The organism is Pseudoclavibacter helvolus, from assembly GCF_014191305.1.
GTDB lineage: Bacteria > Actinomycetota > Actinomycetes > Actinomycetales > Microbacteriaceae > Pseudoclavibacter > Pseudoclavibacter helvolus.
In genome coordinates this window covers 244,716-259,896 of the sequence record NZ_JACHWJ010000003.1, presented here as the reverse complement: position 1 = coordinate 259,896, position 15,181 = coordinate 244,716, and the positions used below count along the sequence as shown (strand labels likewise).

Annotated in this window: 17 protein-coding genes; 10 read left to right on the top strand and 7 right to left on the bottom strand. The window is 69.4% G+C overall.

The window, feature by feature from the left end; translation table 11 throughout:
* Positions 1-32 precede the first annotated feature (32 nt).
* On the top strand, positions 33-1,262 hold the full coding sequence (locus FHX72_RS10920; protein WP_183625032.1) for an MFS transporter: 1,230 nt from the start codon (positions 33-35) through the stop codon (positions 1,260-1,262).
* 89 nt (positions 1,263-1,351) lie between these two features.
* Positions 1,352-1,870, top strand: a complete 519-nt coding sequence (locus FHX72_RS10915) for a hypothetical protein (protein ID WP_183625031.1) — start codon at positions 1,352-1,354, stop codon at positions 1,868-1,870.
* A gap of 32 nt (positions 1,871-1,902) precedes the next feature.
* Here FHX72_RS10915 and FHX72_RS10910 read toward each other — a convergent pair whose 3' ends face one another.
* A complete protein-coding gene (locus FHX72_RS10910) occupies positions 1,903-2,832 on the bottom strand; it encodes a DMT family transporter (RefSeq protein ID WP_338110113.1) in 930 nt (309 codons plus the stop codon).
* Between the two features lie 255 nt (positions 2,833-3,087).
* On the opposite strand from FHX72_RS10910, the gene FHX72_RS10905 reads away from it, so the two are divergent.
* Genes FHX72_RS10905 through FHX72_RS10890 form a run of 4 tightly spaced genes read left to right on the top strand, consistent with a single transcriptional unit; the run spans position 3,088 to position 5,821 of the window.
* Positions 3,088-3,834: a DUF429 domain-containing protein gene (locus tag FHX72_RS10905; RefSeq protein ID WP_183625030.1), complete on the top strand. Its 747-nt coding sequence runs from the start codon at positions 3,088-3,090 to the stop codon at positions 3,832-3,834.
* 5 nt (positions 3,835-3,839) lie between these two features.
* Positions 3,840-4,520, top strand: coding sequence for an esterase/lipase family protein (locus FHX72_RS10900; protein ID WP_244964191.1), 681 nt, complete (start codon positions 3,840-3,842; stop codon positions 4,518-4,520).
* 43 nt (positions 4,521-4,563) lie between these two features.
* Complete coding sequence (locus tag FHX72_RS10895) at positions 4,564-5,340, top strand: class I SAM-dependent methyltransferase (RefSeq protein ID WP_183625029.1); 777 nt, start codon at positions 4,564-4,566, stop codon at positions 5,338-5,340.
* Between the two features lie 43 nt (positions 5,341-5,383).
* Positions 5,384-5,821 (top strand): VOC family protein, encoded by a 438-nt coding sequence (locus FHX72_RS10890; protein ID WP_104285568.1) that lies wholly within the window; start codon positions 5,384-5,386, stop codon positions 5,819-5,821.
* Between the two features lie 9 nt (positions 5,822-5,830).
* On the opposite strand, the gene FHX72_RS10885 is transcribed toward FHX72_RS10890, so the two are convergent.
* Together FHX72_RS10885 and FHX72_RS10880 are read right to left on the bottom strand one after the other, a co-directional pair.
* Positions 5,831-6,700, bottom strand: coding sequence for an SDR family oxidoreductase (locus FHX72_RS10885; RefSeq protein ID WP_183625028.1), 870 nt, complete (start codon positions 6,698-6,700; stop codon positions 5,831-5,833).
* A 138-nt stretch (positions 6,701-6,838) separates the two neighbouring features.
* A complete protein-coding gene (locus FHX72_RS10880) occupies positions 6,839-7,207 on the bottom strand; it encodes a winged helix-turn-helix transcriptional regulator (protein ID WP_183625026.1) in 369 nt (122 codons plus the stop codon).
* Positions 7,208-7,386: 179 nt separating this feature from the next.
* On the opposite strand from FHX72_RS10880, the gene FHX72_RS10875 reads away from it, so the two are divergent.
* Positions 7,387-8,031, top strand: a complete 645-nt coding sequence (locus FHX72_RS10875; protein WP_183625024.1) for an NAD(P)-dependent oxidoreductase — start codon at positions 7,387-7,389, stop codon at positions 8,029-8,031.
* 142 nt (positions 8,032-8,173) lie between these two features.
* Here FHX72_RS10875 and FHX72_RS10870 read toward each other — a convergent pair whose 3' ends face one another.
* From FHX72_RS10870 to FHX72_RS10855, 4 genes are all read right to left on the bottom strand, one after another.
* Positions 8,174-9,199: an NAD(P)-dependent alcohol dehydrogenase gene (locus tag FHX72_RS10870; protein WP_183625022.1), complete on the bottom strand. Its 1,026-nt coding sequence runs from the start codon at positions 9,197-9,199 to the stop codon at positions 8,174-8,176.
* An 89-nt stretch (positions 9,200-9,288) separates the two neighbouring features.
* Complete coding sequence (locus tag FHX72_RS10865; protein WP_183625020.1) at positions 9,289-9,849, bottom strand: hypothetical protein; 561 nt, start codon at positions 9,847-9,849, stop codon at positions 9,289-9,291.
* A 41-nt stretch (positions 9,850-9,890) separates the two neighbouring features.
* Complete coding sequence (locus FHX72_RS10860; protein ID WP_221186897.1) at positions 9,891-10,553, bottom strand: GAP family protein; 663 nt, start codon at positions 10,551-10,553, stop codon at positions 9,891-9,893.
* A 203-nt stretch (positions 10,554-10,756) separates the two neighbouring features.
* Positions 10,757-12,088 carry an aminotransferase class III-fold pyridoxal phosphate-dependent enzyme gene (locus FHX72_RS10855; protein WP_221186896.1) on the bottom strand — a complete coding sequence of 444 codons (1,332 nt, stop codon included), beginning with the start codon at positions 12,086-12,088 and terminating at the stop codon, positions 10,757-10,759.
* A 235-nt stretch (positions 12,089-12,323) separates the two neighbouring features.
* On the opposite strand from FHX72_RS10855, the gene FHX72_RS10850 reads away from it, so the two are divergent.
* The 3 genes from FHX72_RS10850 to FHX72_RS10840 all read left to right on the top strand — a co-directional run bounded on the left by FHX72_RS10850 (position 12,324) and on the right by FHX72_RS10840 (position 15,181).
* The gene (locus FHX72_RS10850; RefSeq protein WP_183625017.1) at positions 12,324-13,373 is read left to right on the top strand and encodes a phosphotransferase enzyme family protein; all 1,050 of its coding nucleotides are present in this window, start codon (positions 12,324-12,326) and stop codon (positions 13,371-13,373) included.
* Between the two features lie 82 nt (positions 13,374-13,455).
* Complete coding sequence (locus FHX72_RS10845) at positions 13,456-14,709, top strand: ammonium transporter (RefSeq protein WP_183625015.1); 1,254 nt, start codon at positions 13,456-13,458, stop codon at positions 14,707-14,709.
* Between the two features lie 133 nt (positions 14,710-14,842).
* A complete protein-coding gene (locus tag FHX72_RS10840; protein ID WP_068477926.1) occupies positions 14,843-15,181 on the top strand; it encodes a P-II family nitrogen regulator in 339 nt (112 codons plus the stop codon).

Below are 15,181 nucleotides of genomic sequence, written 5' to 3'. Positions count from 1 at the left end.
TGGATCTTCTCTCCCATCCTGAAACGGACCCAATGACCGCCTCCCCCCAGCGACGTCGCCTTGCGCTGTTCGTGCTCTTCTTCCTGCCCGGCATCACGATCGCCTCCTGGGTGACACGCACCCCCGACGTTCGGGATGCGCTCGGCGCCTCCACCGCGGAGATGGGGCTGATCTTGTTCGGCCTGTCGGTCGGCTCGATGGTCGGCATCCTCAGTTCGGGACGGCTCGTCAGCAGGTTCGGCGCCCGCCCGGTCATCGCCGTCGGAATGACGCTCGTCGCGGTGAGCGCGCTCACGATCGGGGCGGGGGCCGCGCTGGCGTCGGGCGTCGTCGTCGCGCTCGGTCTCGCGTTCTTCGGCCTCGGCATGGGCGGCGCCGAGGTGGCCCTGAACATCGAAGGGGCCGACGTGGAGCGGCAGCTCGGTAAGTCGACGCTGCCCGCGATGCACGGCTTCTTCAGCCTCGGCACGACCATCGGCGCCGTCGGCGGCATCGTGGCGACGGCCACGTCCTTCCCGATCCTGGCGCATCTCAGCATCGCCGCGGTGGTCGTCGCGGCTGGTCTCGTCTCCTCCATCCGCCTCCTCCCGCCCGCCACCGGCAAGTCGGCGCTTATGGCGAGCAACGTGAGAAAAGACGCGCCAGCCCTCAGCCCGCTCTGGCGCGACAAGACGCTGATGTTGATCGGCGTCATCGTGCTCGCGCTCGCGATGGCCGAGGGCAGCGCCAACGACTGGCTTCCGCTGGTCATGGTCGACGGCCACGGCTTCGACGCGGCCTGGGGCTCCGGCATCTTCGCGGTCTTCGCCCTCTCGATGACCATCGGCCGGTTCGTGGGCGGCTTGTTCGTCGACCGCTTCGGCCGGCCCGCGGTGCTGTGCGCGAGCGCGCTCATCGGAGCGGCGGGGCTGGCGCTCATCATCTTCGTCGACAACCAGGCTGTCGCCGCCGGCGCCGCGATCCTGTGGGGCCTCGGCACCGCGCTCGGCTTCCCCGTCGCGCTGTCGGCGGCCGGAGCATCGGGCGATCGGCCGGATGCACGCGTCGCGTTCGCCGCCACGCTCGGGTACATCGCGTTCCTCGTCGGGCCGCCCGCGCTCGGCTTCCTCGGCGAGGACTTCGGGCTCAGGTCGGCCCTCATCGCCGTGCTGGCGCTCGTCGTCTGCGCCGCCGTCGCGAGCTGGGTGGTCGCCCGTGACGCGTCGCGGCGGCGGGCGGCGGCGGTTACCAACCAAGCCCGCGTCGGAGACCTTGCGGACTGACGCGGGACACGCGCGACACGCGCGACACGCTCACATTCCTCCGGGTCAGCGAAGTGTGCCAGCCTGGAAGGACCGAGCGAGGAGGCTTCATGCGCACCATCCGGCAATCGAAAACCGACGCAGCAGCCGAGCTGTCGCCGCTCCCCGGGGCGCGGACCATCCGCGACATCCGTCACCTCGTGGTTGCCGCGGCCGCCGCGGCAGGCCTCTACTCCATGCTGATGCTCGCTGGTCGTGGCGGCTGCTTCGGCGGAATCAGCGCAGCTTCCGGCGACTTCATCGACTTCGACGGGCAGCCCACCGAGACCGAGCCGCTCTGCTACTCCCTGCAGCTCGGGCCGAGCCCGTTTGTGCTGCTCACCCTCGGCATCATCGTCGTGTCGGCGCTCACCCGCATTCTGCGCACAGCGAGAAGCGAAGCGGATGCGCGCCGCACTCTCGCGCGTGCCACCCTCGCGGTCGTGCTGGTGACGCTCGGATCGATGGTTATCGCCGTTGCGTGGTTCATGCTGCTCCCGGTCGAAGATTGGCGGGGCACGGGGACGCTGATCTTCCCGTTCCCGTTTGCCAACGTCGACGTCGAGACCTGGCCGATCTCCCAGAACTGACTGCGGCCCGGCACGGCTCAGCGCACCGCTGCCTAGAACGCCCGACGGAACGCCTGCGCGTTCGCGACGACCACGCCGACGATCACGATGCCGCCGCCCACGAGCTGTCCGACCGTGAACGGCTGACCCGCCAGCAGGGTGAACGCGACCGTGAACACCGTGATCAGGTTCAGGAAAACGCCGGCTCGAGCCGCCGGAATCACGGCGAGCGCCCGGTTCCAGAGCAGGTAGGACAGCACCGACGGGAACAGGGCGATGAGCAGCAGTGAGGTGAGCGCATCCGCTGAGACCGGGAGCTGCGGGCCACCCGTCACGAGGGTCGCCGGCGCGAGGATGAGGACAGTGACAACCGCCTGGATCGACGTCGACGTGATCGGCGGCAGCGGCGGTGACCTGCGACCGATGATCGTGTAGGCCGTCCAGATGCCCACGGCGCCGAACATGAGCAGCTGCCCGAGCCCGAATCCCGTCTCAAGGAGCGCGCCGATGTCGCCGCCGCTCACGACGATGAACACCCCGACCAGGGCGATCACGACGCCCCCAACCGCGGTGCGCGTGAGGCGCTGCCCCAGGAAGACCGCCGCAGCGACCGCGATGACGGCGGGGTTGAACGCGTTGATGAGCGAAGCGCTGAAGGCGTCGCTGTACTGCAGCGCTGCGTAGAGGCTCAGGTTGTACCCGACCAGCCCCGTGCAGCTGAGCGCCAGCAGCCACGGCCATGCCCGCAGCATCTCTCGCCATTTCGGGCGCTCCACGAAGTGAGCGATCGCGAGCAGCGGCACGGCGGCGAGCGTCCACCGCCACAGCACGAGGCTGAGTGGGTCCATCGTCGTGAGCACGGCCTCGCCGATGATGTAGTTGCTCGCCCAGAACAGGGTGGCACCGAGCAGCGAGAAGACCGCGATCAGCAGCGACCGGCGAGCCGCCGCATCCTGCGTCGCCCCCACCGACCCCACACTCACGAGCGCCCCTCTCTGACCTCGCGCAGCGGAGCGCGCCTCGACGCCGCCAGCCTAGCCAAGCTGCGGCGCGGGTGCGGCCGTTCCGCACCGGTCGGAAGGCCTGGAACTCCCGGTCAGCGGGTCACCCTGACAACTTCGGTGACTCCACGGCTCGAACAGCCGCTTCCGCGGCAGAAAGCTCGCTTCAGTCACCGAAGTTGTCAGCCGCGCCAGACCTGACCGCCCCGCCGGGCGCGTTCGCGTAGCGTGGCGCGGGTGAAAACCGTTGGCGTCGACCTGGCAGCAGAACCCACGCGCACGGCGCTCGCCGGCATCGAGTGGGGTGCGGACGGAGCACGCCTCAGCAACTTGCAGCTCGGCACCTCAGATCCCGAGATCATCGAGCTGGCCGAAGACGCGGTCAGCGTCGGCATCGACTGCGCGTTCGGCTGGCCCATCGAGTTCGTGGAGTTCGTCGCCGCCCACGCCGGCCGGTTGACTGGCGAGCGCACGCACTCCGGCATCGACCTGCGCCGCCGCCTCGCCTACCGGCACACCGACCGGGTCGTGCGCGAGCAGACGGGGCGCTGGCCGCTCAGCGTCTCGACCGACCGGCTCGGCATGACGGCGATCCACTGTGCCGAACTCCTCGAGGGGTTCGCGTCCGCGGGCGAGCGCGTCGACCGCTCGGGCGGCGGGCGCCTCGCCGAGGTGTACCCGGCCGCGGCCCTGCGCGCGTGGGGCCTGCTGACGCCGGGCTACAAGACCAAGCCGGAGGCGCGCATCCTGGCGGCGCAGGTTGTCATGGATGCGCTCCCCCTCCTCGAGACGACGGCCGAGCAGCGCGCGCTCCTGGGCAGGTCCGACGATGCGCTGGACTCCCTCGTCGCTGCCCTCATCGCCAGGGCCCACGCGCTCGGGAAGACACTGCCCGTGCCGCCCGAGCTCCGCGAGGCGGCGGAGGCCGAGGGGTGGGTCGCGCTGCCGACCTGTGGCATCGGCGAGCTCGTGGGCGTCGCATGAGACGCATGCTCCGCTCGATCCGCCGTTCGGCCAAGCGCCTCGGCTGGTGGACGCTTGACTACGCCTACGTCGTCGCCCAGCAGGCCCGGGCCGCGCTCGACCGCACCGACGCCGCAAGCTTCCTCGACGGCCACCGTGCTCCCGTCGTCGTCATCCCCGGCGTCTACGAGCCGTGGCGCTTCATGCTGCCGCTCATTCGCTCCATCCACGCGACGGGGCATCCGGTGCATGTCCTCGACCCGCTCGGCTTCAATACGAAGCCCGTGCCAGAGGCGACCACGCATCTCGTCGACTACCTCGAACGCCAGCGCCTCGACGACGTCATCATCGTCGCCCATAGCAAAGGCGGGCTCGTCGGCAAGTACGCGATGACGCAGGGGGCTGGTGTTCCGCGCATCTGCTCGATGCTGGCGGTGGCGACGCCGTTCGGCGGATCGTCGTACGCGCGACTGCTGTTCGCCCCGAGCCTGCGGATCTTCTCGCCGCGCGACCGCACGATCCTCGCCCTCTCGAGGGAGGAGGAGGTGAACTCGCGCATCGTCTCGGTCTTCGGCTGCTTCGACCCGCACATCCCGAAGGGCAGCTTCCTGCTGGGGGCCGAGAACGTGCGGCTGGAGACGGGCGGGCACTTTCGCGTGCTGCGGCACCCGCGCGTCATGGAGGAGTTCGAGCGCCTGGCTGGCTGACGCCACGGGCGCTTCCCCGACGAACAGCCCTAGCATCAGCACCATGACCCACACGGATGCGCGCAACTGGTTCGACGAGGGCGGGCAGGCCTACGCCCAGTTCCGCCCCACCTACCCGACCTCCCTCGCCGCCGAGCTCGCCCAACTGGCGCTGAGCACCGACCTCGCCGTCGACGTGGGGTGCGGGAACGGCCAGTTCACGACCACGCTCGCGGAGAGCTTCGATCACGTCGTCGGCCTCGACCCGAGCCACGAGCAGATCGCGAACGCGGCCCCGCATCCGCGCGTCGAATACCAGCAGGCGCCGGCCGAGTCGCTGCCGCCGACCCTGGGCGACGGCTCAGTCGGGCTCGTGAGCGCCGCCCAGGCCGCGCACTGGTTCGACCTCCCCAGGTTCTACGACGAGGTCACCCGCGTGAGCGCAGACGGCGGCATCATCGCGCTGCTCTGCTACGGCATCCTGCGCATCGACGACCCATCCATCAACCGACGCGCCCAGCAGTTCTACGCCGAAGACCTCGACGCCTACTGGCCGCCGTCTCGGCGCCTGGTCGAACGCGAGTACCGCGACCTGCCGTTCCCGTTCGAGGAGATCGAGTTCCAGGCCCCGAGCATCCAGAAGCGGCTGACGCTGGATGCGCTGCTCGGCTACTTCTCGACCTGGTCAGCCGTGCGGGCCGCGCGGGAGGCCGGGCAGGCGCGCCTCCTCGAAGACGTCGGGCGCGACCTCGCCGAGCTCTGGGGCGACCCCGCTACTGAGCGACTCACGACCTGGCCCATCGGCGGCCGCGTCGGGTGGGTGCGCCGCACCGGGGCCTGAGCCGCGCGAGGCGCTCTCGACCAGGCTGGGTAGCATGCGGAACATGCCCATCAAACTTGAGAACGTCGGTATCGCCGTCCGCGACATCGAAGCCACCATCGCCTTCTTCACCGACCTCGGTCTCACGGTGCTCGGCCGCGACGAGGTCAGCGGTGACTGGGCCTCGACCGCGGTCGGCCTCGACGGCAACCACGCCAAGATCGCGGTGCTGCAGACGCCGGACGGCCACGGACAGCTCGAGCTCTTCGAGTACATCCACCCCGACGCCATCGAGACCGAGCCGACGCTGCCCAACGAGATCGGCATGCACCGCGTCGCGTTCTCTGTCGACGACATCGACGAATCGCTGGCCATCGCCGCCAAGCACGGCTGCCACCCGCTCCGCGGCGTCGCGAACTACCAGGACGTCTACAAGCTCACCTACTTGCGCGGCCCGAGCGGCATCATCGTGATGCTCGCCCAGGACCTCACGAAGAGCTGACGCGCGCCGCTAGTCGCTGACGCCGAGCTCCCCGCCTGCCAGGTACTCCGCGAACGACAGCGCCGCCCGGCCGGTGATCCGCTCCACATCGTCGGAAACGCGCGACAGCTCACCGCTCGCGATGGCCGTGTACGTGCTGACCCAGGCGTCGTTCTGCCAGGCGGGTGCTCCCCATTTCTTCCTCGACTCGTACGCCTCGTCGAGCGTCTCGTCGTGGAACGTGATGTCCGCGCCCCAAACGTGGGTGATCGCCGCTGCGATCTCGGTCGCCGTGAGCGCCTCCGGGCCAGTCAGGTCGTACGTCGCCCCTTGGTGCGCATCCGGTGCGAGCAGCACGCTCGACGCGACCGCCGCCACGTCGGCGCGGCTCACGATCGACACCCGACCGTCGCCGGCGGGCCCGCGGAGCACGCCGTCGTCGCCCACGAACATCGGCATGACGTCCATGTAGAAGTTGTCGCGCAGGAAGGTCCACGTCATCCCGGAGGCCTTGAGGTGCTCCTCCGTCGCGAAGTGGTCCCGGGCCAACGTGAACGTCGAGTCGGGCGAAGCTCCGAAGAAGGACGTGTACACGACGTGCTCGACCCCGGCGTCTGCGGCCGCGTCGATGAACGCCTTGTGCTCGTCCAGTCGCGACTCGCTCTCCGCCGCCGACACCATGAACAGCGTGCGGATGCCCTGGAGGGCTTCCGTGGATGCGTCGCGATCCGCGTAGCTGAAGGGCGCGACCACGCACCCCGGCAGCCTCGGCGCCTTCGCCGGAGTGCGCGCGAGGAGGAGCTGGGCGGCCCCGGCATCAGCGAGCCGGCGCGCGACGAGGCCGCCGACCGCTCCCGTGCTGCCGGTCACCGCGATGCGGTCGGTGGGTGCTGCGGTCATGATGAACTGCTCGAACTGTCGGTGCTGCTGCGTTGCTGTTCTGCTGTTCTGCCGTCGGTGCTTTTGTTCTGGCTCCGTGCTCGGCTTGCGAGCTTCCTGTTTTCCTGTGTTCGCACATCCGGGCTCAGGCCGGCGGGTTTATCCGCTCGCGGTGTCGTACTCCCGCTGCGCCTCCGCGACACCGGACATGTGCTCGGTCGCCCACTCGGTGAGGACGCGCAACGGGCCGAGCAGGGTGCGACCGGATGCCGTCAGCTCGTAGGCGACGCGCGGCGGCACCTGCGGGAACACGGTGCGCGTGACGAGGCCGTCGCGCTCCAGCCCGCGGAGCGTCTGCGTGAGCATCTTCTGCGAGACGCCGTCGACCGCCGCCTGAATCTCAGAGAAGCGCTTCGGGCCCTCGTGCAGCGTGCCGACGACCAGCACCGTCCAGCGATCGCCGATGCGGTCGAGCAGCCTCCGCGACGGGCAGTCGCGAAGGTACGGGTCCCACAGCGGCTCGGACATGCCCCACCTTTCTTCGGGTAACTGCACGGTACTCAGTTACCGAAGGAGACTCAAGGGATGCACCACAGGCACTTTGCGGTAACTGACGCCCTGCAAAGTGCCTTCTTCCCCTCCCCGCAGTCGGTCTCCTACGGTGACTGTCGGCGCCCGAGACCGGCCGCCGCGACGAAAGGACCACCATGGCCAAGATCACCATCCTCGGCGGAACCGGATACGCCGGAAGCAACCTCGTCAAGGCCGCCGCAACCGCGGGCCACGAGGTCACCTCCGTCAGCCGCTCCGCGCCGGACGCGCAGCTCGACGGCGTCAGCTACGTGACCGGCAGCGTGCTGGAAGACGGCGCCCTCGACCGCGCCTTCGACGGCGCCGAGGTTGTCGTCTCCGCCCTGTCGCCGCGCGGCGAACTCGAGAGGCGCACCCGCGGCGTCCTCGCCACGGCCGCGGCGCTCGCCGCGAAGCAGGGCGTGCGCTTCGGGGTCGTCGGTGGCGCCGGTTCGCTGCTCGTCGCCGAAGGCGGTCCTCGACTCGCCGACACCGACGGCTTCCCGGATGCAGTGAAGCCCGAGGCCGCCGAGATGGCGGGCGTGCTCGACGACCTGCGCGCATCCGACCCCGGACTCGACTGGTTCTACGTGAGCCCCGCCGCCGCCTTCGGCGCGTGGGCACCAGGCGAGGCGCTCGGCGAGTACCGCATCGGCGGCGACGTGCTCCTCACCGATGCCAACGGCGACTCGAACATCTCCGGCGCCGACTTCGCGGCAGCGATCGTCGCCGAGATCGAGTCACCAGCCCACCGCCGCGCGCGCTTCGGCGTCGCGTACTGAGCCGCGCCAGCTCGCGCCCGGTCGCCCCACCTGCCTGGCGTAAGGCGCATCCACACGAGCGGTGCATGTTCGTTTCGAGATGAGCATGCATTGCTCGCGTGGATGCACGCGGGAGCCGGACGGGCGAGAGGGTAAATGCTTGCTACGGGACGATGACCGCGCGGCCGCGGATCTCGCCGGCGTGCAGCTTCTCGTAGGCGGCGGGAGCCTCGTCGAGCGAGAACTGCTCGACGTGGATGTTGATGGCACCGCGCTTCGCGAGCTCCACGACCTCCATGAGCTCCGTCCTGGAGCCCCAGTTGATGGCGCGGCCGGTGACGTCGAGCGGCACCGTCGTCTGACCGATGGGCACAGCCCCGCTCGCGACTCCGACGACCACGACGGACCCGGCGGCAGCGACCATCTTCGCCGACAGGTCGGCGGTCGGCTGGATGCCGACGAAGTCGAAGACCACCGTCGCGCCCAGGCCTCGTGTGAGGTCCTTGACGGCGGGGATCGCATCCGGGTTCGACAAGAAGGTGTGGTCCGCGCCGACTGTGCGGGCGAGCTCGAGCTGCGCCTCGCCGACGTCGAGCACGACAACCGTCGCCGACGAGAGCGCCTTAAGCAGCTGGATCGCGACGTGGCCGAGACCTCCGGAGCCGATGACAACCGCGGTCGTGCCGGGAACGAGCTTCGGCAGCGCCGACTTCACCGCCCGGTACGGGGTGAGTCCGGCGTCGGTGAGCGACACGTTCTTGACGGGGTCGAGGTCGCCGATCGGCACGAGGTGGCGTGCGTCGTCGAAGATCATGTACTCGGCCATGCCGCCGTCACTGTAGATGCCGGGCGCGCGCATCCCCTTCTCGCAGTTCTGCTCAGCCCCGCCGGCGCAGTGGTAGCAGCGTCCGCAGCCCCAGGGCCCGTAGACGATGACAGCCTCGCCGACCTCGACGTCTCGGACGCCGCTGCCGATCGCCTCGACGACACCCGCGACCTCGTGGCCGAGCGTGAGCGGCAGCGGCTTGAAGGAGTACTCCTCCTCGGAGGCGCCCATGATGAACTCGTCCGAGTGGCAGGCGCCGGCGGCCGTCACCTTGAGCAGGATCTCGCCCGCGGCGGGCGTTGGGGTATCGATCTCGACGAGTTCGGGGCGCGAGCCGATCGCGCGGTACTGCAGTGCTTTCATGGCGCTGCCTCTCTCCGGGCGGAGCGACGGCCCGGCTTCAGTGTGCGACGCGAGGCGCCGCGAACCCGGGAGGGGGGTTCCTTCCGATGCTACGCCTCGCTATGTGGAGGGTCAGCGAGTTCCGGCTGGGCGAGCACCGCGCGGCGGCCCCACCAAGCCCTGACACCGCTCCTGACGCCCACCCAGACCGCGAGCAGGAGCAAGACCAGCGCCCCGCATCCACTCGTCGCCCACATGACCGCGCCCAGGCCAGTGTGGTCACCACCGCTGGTGCCGAACGCATCCGCGATATTCATACCGACACCGAACCACGCCCAGAAGAAGGGAAGCCCACCGAGGAAGAGGAGGCCGGAAGCCACGGCAGCGCTCTGGACCCACGTCGCGCCCCGCCTGAAGGAGAGCACAAGACTCCCGAGCCCCAGCAACAACCCCGGGCCCAGGAGCGTGACGACGACCCAGACGTGAATGGTCTCGTTGGAGCGAGCTGCGTGTATGTAGATCTCCTCGAGGCTCATGTCGGGGACCGCCGCGAGCGGGTCGAGCACGAGAACCTGCAGCGTCCCGAGGACCGCGTACCCGGTCACGAGCAGGAACCCGACGCAGCCGACCACGATGGCCGCGGTCGACCGCGGCGCTTTCTCGATGCTCATGTGAGCGAGACTACTCACGACCGCCGAGCCACCCACGACGCTCAGACGAAGAAGGCGGCCACCACGAAGCAGGCCGCCGCGATCGCGAAGTGCAGCCCCGCCATCGGCCGGCTCGCCCTCACCTCGCCGCCGGTGAGTCGGTCGTAGACCTCCCGGAAGCGGTCGCGCGGCCGGTCCTTGAAGACGATGCCGAGCACCAGCGCGAGCACCGTCGGAATGGCGTAGACCACCGTGTAGCCCGCGAGCGCGGTGAGTGCGGCCGGCGCGGGGACGTTGGCGTCGATGAGCCGTTCGACGGCGAAGAACATGGGGAAGGCGTTCGGGAGATCGGCGAGCGTCGCGACCATGCCCAGCGGGAAGGCGGTGATCGGGTTCACCCAGCGCAGCAGCGGATAGCCGCGGCGCTCGCGTGTGCGGAAGCGCCGCACGCCGAACACGACGAACACGACCCCGAAGCCGACGAAGATGATGCGGCGCATCCAAGTCGCGAGATCCTCCACGAGCGTGCCGGCGAAGCTCGCCCCGAAGTAGACGAGCATCGTCAGCCCGAAGAACGCGACGACGGCGCCGGCCGCGTAGACCCATCCGGTTGCCACCGGCCGTTGCACCGTGAGCAGGATGAGGATCACGACGGCGATCGTCGAGAGGTTCAGCGAGTCGACGATCGCGAGCCCGAGCAGCGCAGCGACCAGACCGCCGCTCACTCCTTGCTCTCCCACATGCCGTGGACTCTACCGCGGGCGGGCAACGCAGGCCCCGCCTCGCCTCCGGACACCGGGACGCCTGGCCAACTTGAGTGCTTGTTCGGCCGAAATCGCTCCGAATCGGGGCGCGAAGTTCGAATTGTCACCGAAGTTGGTCACTCGACCCGCCGCGCAACGACCAGGTCCCCGCCTCGCCGCTCGCCTCAGCGCACCGGCACGTCCGCGAGCGCCGCGGCGAGCGCATCCGTGAAGCGGTCGATGTCATGCTCCTGGAACGACAGCGGCGGTCGCACTTTGAGCACGTTGTTGTGCGGCCCCGCTGTCGACGTGAGCACTCGGTGCTCGCGCAGCGCGTTGACCAGAGCGAGTGCCGTCTGGCCGTCCGCCGTCTTGAGCTCCGGGTCCGAGACGATCTCGACGCCCGTGAACTGCCCGGCCCCGCGCACGTCGCCGATACGAGCATCCCCCACCGAGCGGATCGCGGCCCGCAGCTGGTCGCCGACGACTGCCGCACGCTCGGGCAGCCCCTCGTCGCGCAGCACGTCGAGCACCGCCTGAGCTGCCGAGATCGCGACGGGGTTGCCGCCGAAGGTGTTGAAGTACGGGATGCCCGTGGCGAAGGGTTCAAGCACCTCGGGTCGCGCGGCCATGCCGGAGACGGGGATGCCGTTGCCCATGGGCTTGCCCATGGTCACGATGTCCGGCACGATGTCGTGCCGCGAGAAGCCCCACATCCGGGGGCCGAGGCGGCCGAAGCCGGGCTGCACCTCGTCGGCGATCCACACGCCACCGGCCTCGTGGACGGCGTCGAAGGCAGGCCTGAGGAACCCAGCCGGGTCGGCGGCAACCCCGTCGGACGAGAACACCGAGTCCGCGAGGAACGCCGAGAACTTGACGCCGTACTTCGCCAGGTCGGCGATGGCGGCGCGGATGTCGGCCGCGAGCTTCTCGCCGACCAGCTCGGGCGCCGTGCGGTAGGTGTCTGGCCCCGGCACGGTGCGCACCTCGAGCCCGAGCGTCTGCCCGCTCCCGAGCGCGGGAGACACCGCCGAGGTGAGTCCCGACGTGCCGTGGTACGCCTCGCTCGTCACGATGACCCCGGTGCCACCCGTGTAGGCGGCGGCGACGCGCAGGGCGAGGTCGTTCGCCTCGGAGCCCGTGCACTGGTACATGACCTGCCCGATCTCGGCGGGCATCGTCGAGAGCAGGTCCTCGGTGTAGTCGAGGATCGCCTCGTGCAGGTACCTCGTGTGCGTGTTGAGGGTGCCGGCCTGCGCGGCCATCGCCTCGACGACCCGCGGATGGGCGTGTCCGAGGCTCGCGACGTTGTTGTACATGTCGAGGTACTCGACGCCGTCGCTGTCGTACAGGTACGTGCCGCTGCCGCGCACGAGGTGCACGGGGTTCGAGTAGAAGAGCCGGTAGGAGGGCCCGAGGAGCCTCGTGCGCCGCTCGACCATGGCTTCGGTCTCGGCCGCCGCTGAGGACTCCCCCACTCGGTAGCTGTTGCCGTCCATGATCGTGGATCTACTCACGTGGCTTGTCCTCTCCCGCGGGCGCACTTCGCCCGGTCGGCGCTTCGATCCTGGCGGCCCCACACGAGCGGACTGTTTCCTCCTGGTAAATCGTGTGTAACGAGTGTCACTAGAAGCCGCATTTCCAGCGAATCGGCACCTAAACATGGATCACCCCGCACTCAGCCGGCACACACCAGAGCCGCCGCGATCCGCGCATCCGCTGCCCGGATCGCCCCAGCCCGAGGAGACGACCATGATCGAGGCACCGCTCAAGCACCCCGTTTCGGGGCTGCGCGTCTTCGACGCCCTCGTCAAGGGCGAGGCTGCTCCGGCGTGGCTGCACGACGGGATGCTCGCGGCGTTCGGCATCGCGCCCGAGGCTGCGACGAAGCTCATCTCGGTCTCAGAGAACGCGTCCTACCTCGTCGAGCTCGACGACCAGCCCGTCGGGGTCGTACGCCTGCAGCAGCCCGGCTACCAGGAAGGCGACGAGCAGCTGCGCTCCGAGATGCTGTGGGTCGAGGCGATCCGCGACTCCGGATGCGCGGAGGTGCCGTCCCCGATCCCAGGCGCCGACGGTCGGGTGACGCAGAGCATCCAGTCACCTGACGGGCTCACGCTCAAGGCGGTCTACTTCGAGCACGTGCGCGGCTCGATCCTGCAAGACGTGGACGACGCCGCCCCCTGGTTTACGGAGCTCGGGCAGATCACAGCCCGCCTGCACGACCACGCCCGGAGCTGGCGGCGACCCGCAGGCTTCACGCGCTTCACGTGGGGCCTCCCCGACCTGCTCGGATCGACCGCGAGGTGGGGCGACTGGCGCCGCGCATCCCTCACCCCTGCCCAGCTCGACCACCTCGAGCGCGCCGAGATGGCCGCCCTGACACGCGTGCAGGCGGCCCCCGCGGGCTGGCAGGACTGGGGGCTCGTGCACTCCGATCTTCGGCCGACCAACGTGATCCGCGACGGTGAGCGCCTCATCGTCATCGACTTCGATGACTCCGGCTTCAGCTGGTTCCTCTACGACTTCGCGTCAGCGCTCACGTTCCAGGAGCACAAGCCGGAGCTGCGCACGATGGCGCGCAACTGGATCGACGGGTACCGATCCGAGGGGCAGCTGACGGACGCCCAGCTCGAGCTCGGCTGCGCCCTCTCGATGGTGCGCACCCTCACGATGCTCGGCTGGAGCACCACCCACCGCGACGAAGCCCTCCCGCCCGACCTGCAGGGCGGCGGCGTCATCGACGCCGCCCTCCTCGCCGCCGACAAGTTCAAGGCCTCCCCCACCTGGCTCGTCGACTGACTTCGGGGCGTCCACGCCCCGACTGCTCCACCCGTGCATCCCGCACGCTCTTCTCCCATGACCCCCACACAAGGAGCCATGTATGCCCGCTGCCGATCTCGGCTGGATGCTCGCCGCATTCGGCCTCGTCCTCCTGATGTTCCCCGGAATCTCGTTCTTCTACGGAGGAATGCTCAACAGCAAGAACATGCTCAACATGGCCATGATGGTCTTCGGATCCATGGCCGTCGTCGCCGTCATCTACGTGCTGTTTGTGCACGGCATGGTGCTCGGCAACTCGGTGGGCGGCGCCGGCATCATCGGCGACCCGCTCGCGTTTGTCGGCATGGAGTCGTTCATGACCGACTCCTCTGACGGCGACATGATCACGGTCGACGCGTACTGGGGTGCCTTCTACATCCTCTTCGCCGCCATCAGCATCGCGATCGTCGCATCCGGCGCGGCTGGCCGCATGAAGTACTGGGCGTGGCTGGTCTTCGCCGCCCTGTGGACGATCCTCGTCTACGCACCCCTCGCCCACTGGGTGTTCGCGTTCACGAGCGAAGACGGCGAGACGGTCGGCGGGTGGATGCGCAACGTCCTCGGCCTGCACGACTACGCCGGCGGCACGGCGGTGCACATGAACGCTGGCGCTTCGGCCGTTGCCCTCGCCATGGTGCTTGGCCGCCGCAAGAACACAGAGATGCGGCCGCACAACATGCCGCTGGTGCTCCTCGGCGCCGGCCTCCTCTTCTTCGGCTGGATCGGCTTCAACGGCGGCACCGCAGCCGGAGCGAACTTCCTCGCCGGCTACGTGGTGCTCACCACGACCCTCGCCGCACTGACCGGCGCGATGGGCTACTTGCTCATCGAGCGCATCCGCGACAAGCACGCGACGACGCTCGGCATGGCAACCGGCATGATCTCGGGCCTCGTCGGCATCACCCCGGCAGCGGATGCGGTCACCCCGCTCGGCGCCCTTGCGCTCGGCTTCGTCTCCGGCGCCGTCGTAGCGCTCTGCATCGGCTGGAAGAACCGCGCCAAGATCGACGACGCGCTCGACGCCTTCTCCGTGCACGGCATCGGCGGCATCGTCGGAGCGCTGTTCGTGGTGTTCCTCGGCGCGGCCGCGGCACCGGCCGGCGTCACCGGCCTCTTCTTCGGCGGCGACGCGAGCCTCCTCTGGCGCGAGCTCATCGCCATCGTCGTGACCTGCGTGTACGCGTTCGCCGTGACCTACGCGATCGCCTGGGTCATGAACAAGATCGTGCCCATCCGCGTGCCGGACGAGGTCGAGGCTGTCGGACTCGACCGAGGCATCCACGCGGAGCGCGCGTACGAGATGGAAACCCGCTGACGATGATGGATGCACGCAGCGGGGACACCCGCAGGCCCCAGTTCACCCCGCGCGACCAGAACACGCAGACGACGCGCGTCCCGCACGACCAGAACGCCCAGACAACGCCCGCCCAGAAGAGGAGCGCACGCCGATGAAGCTCGTGACCGCAGTGATCCAGCCGACGAAGGTCGACGACGTGAAGGACGCCCTCGAGGCCGCAGGCTTCACGGGCCTCACCATCACCGAGGTGGAGGGGCACGGCCACCAGAAGGGCCTCACCGAGTACTACCGGGGGCAGGCCGTGAAGGTCTCGTTCCGCGCCAAGACGCGCGTGGAGGTGCTTGTCGCCGACGAGACCCTCGACAAGGCGCTCGAGGTTGTCGTCGCCGCTGCCCGCACCGGCAACGTCGGCGACGGCAAGGTGTGGGTGACCGACGTGAGCCACGTCATCCGCGTCCGCACTGGCGAGTCGGGCCCCGCCGCGGTGTAG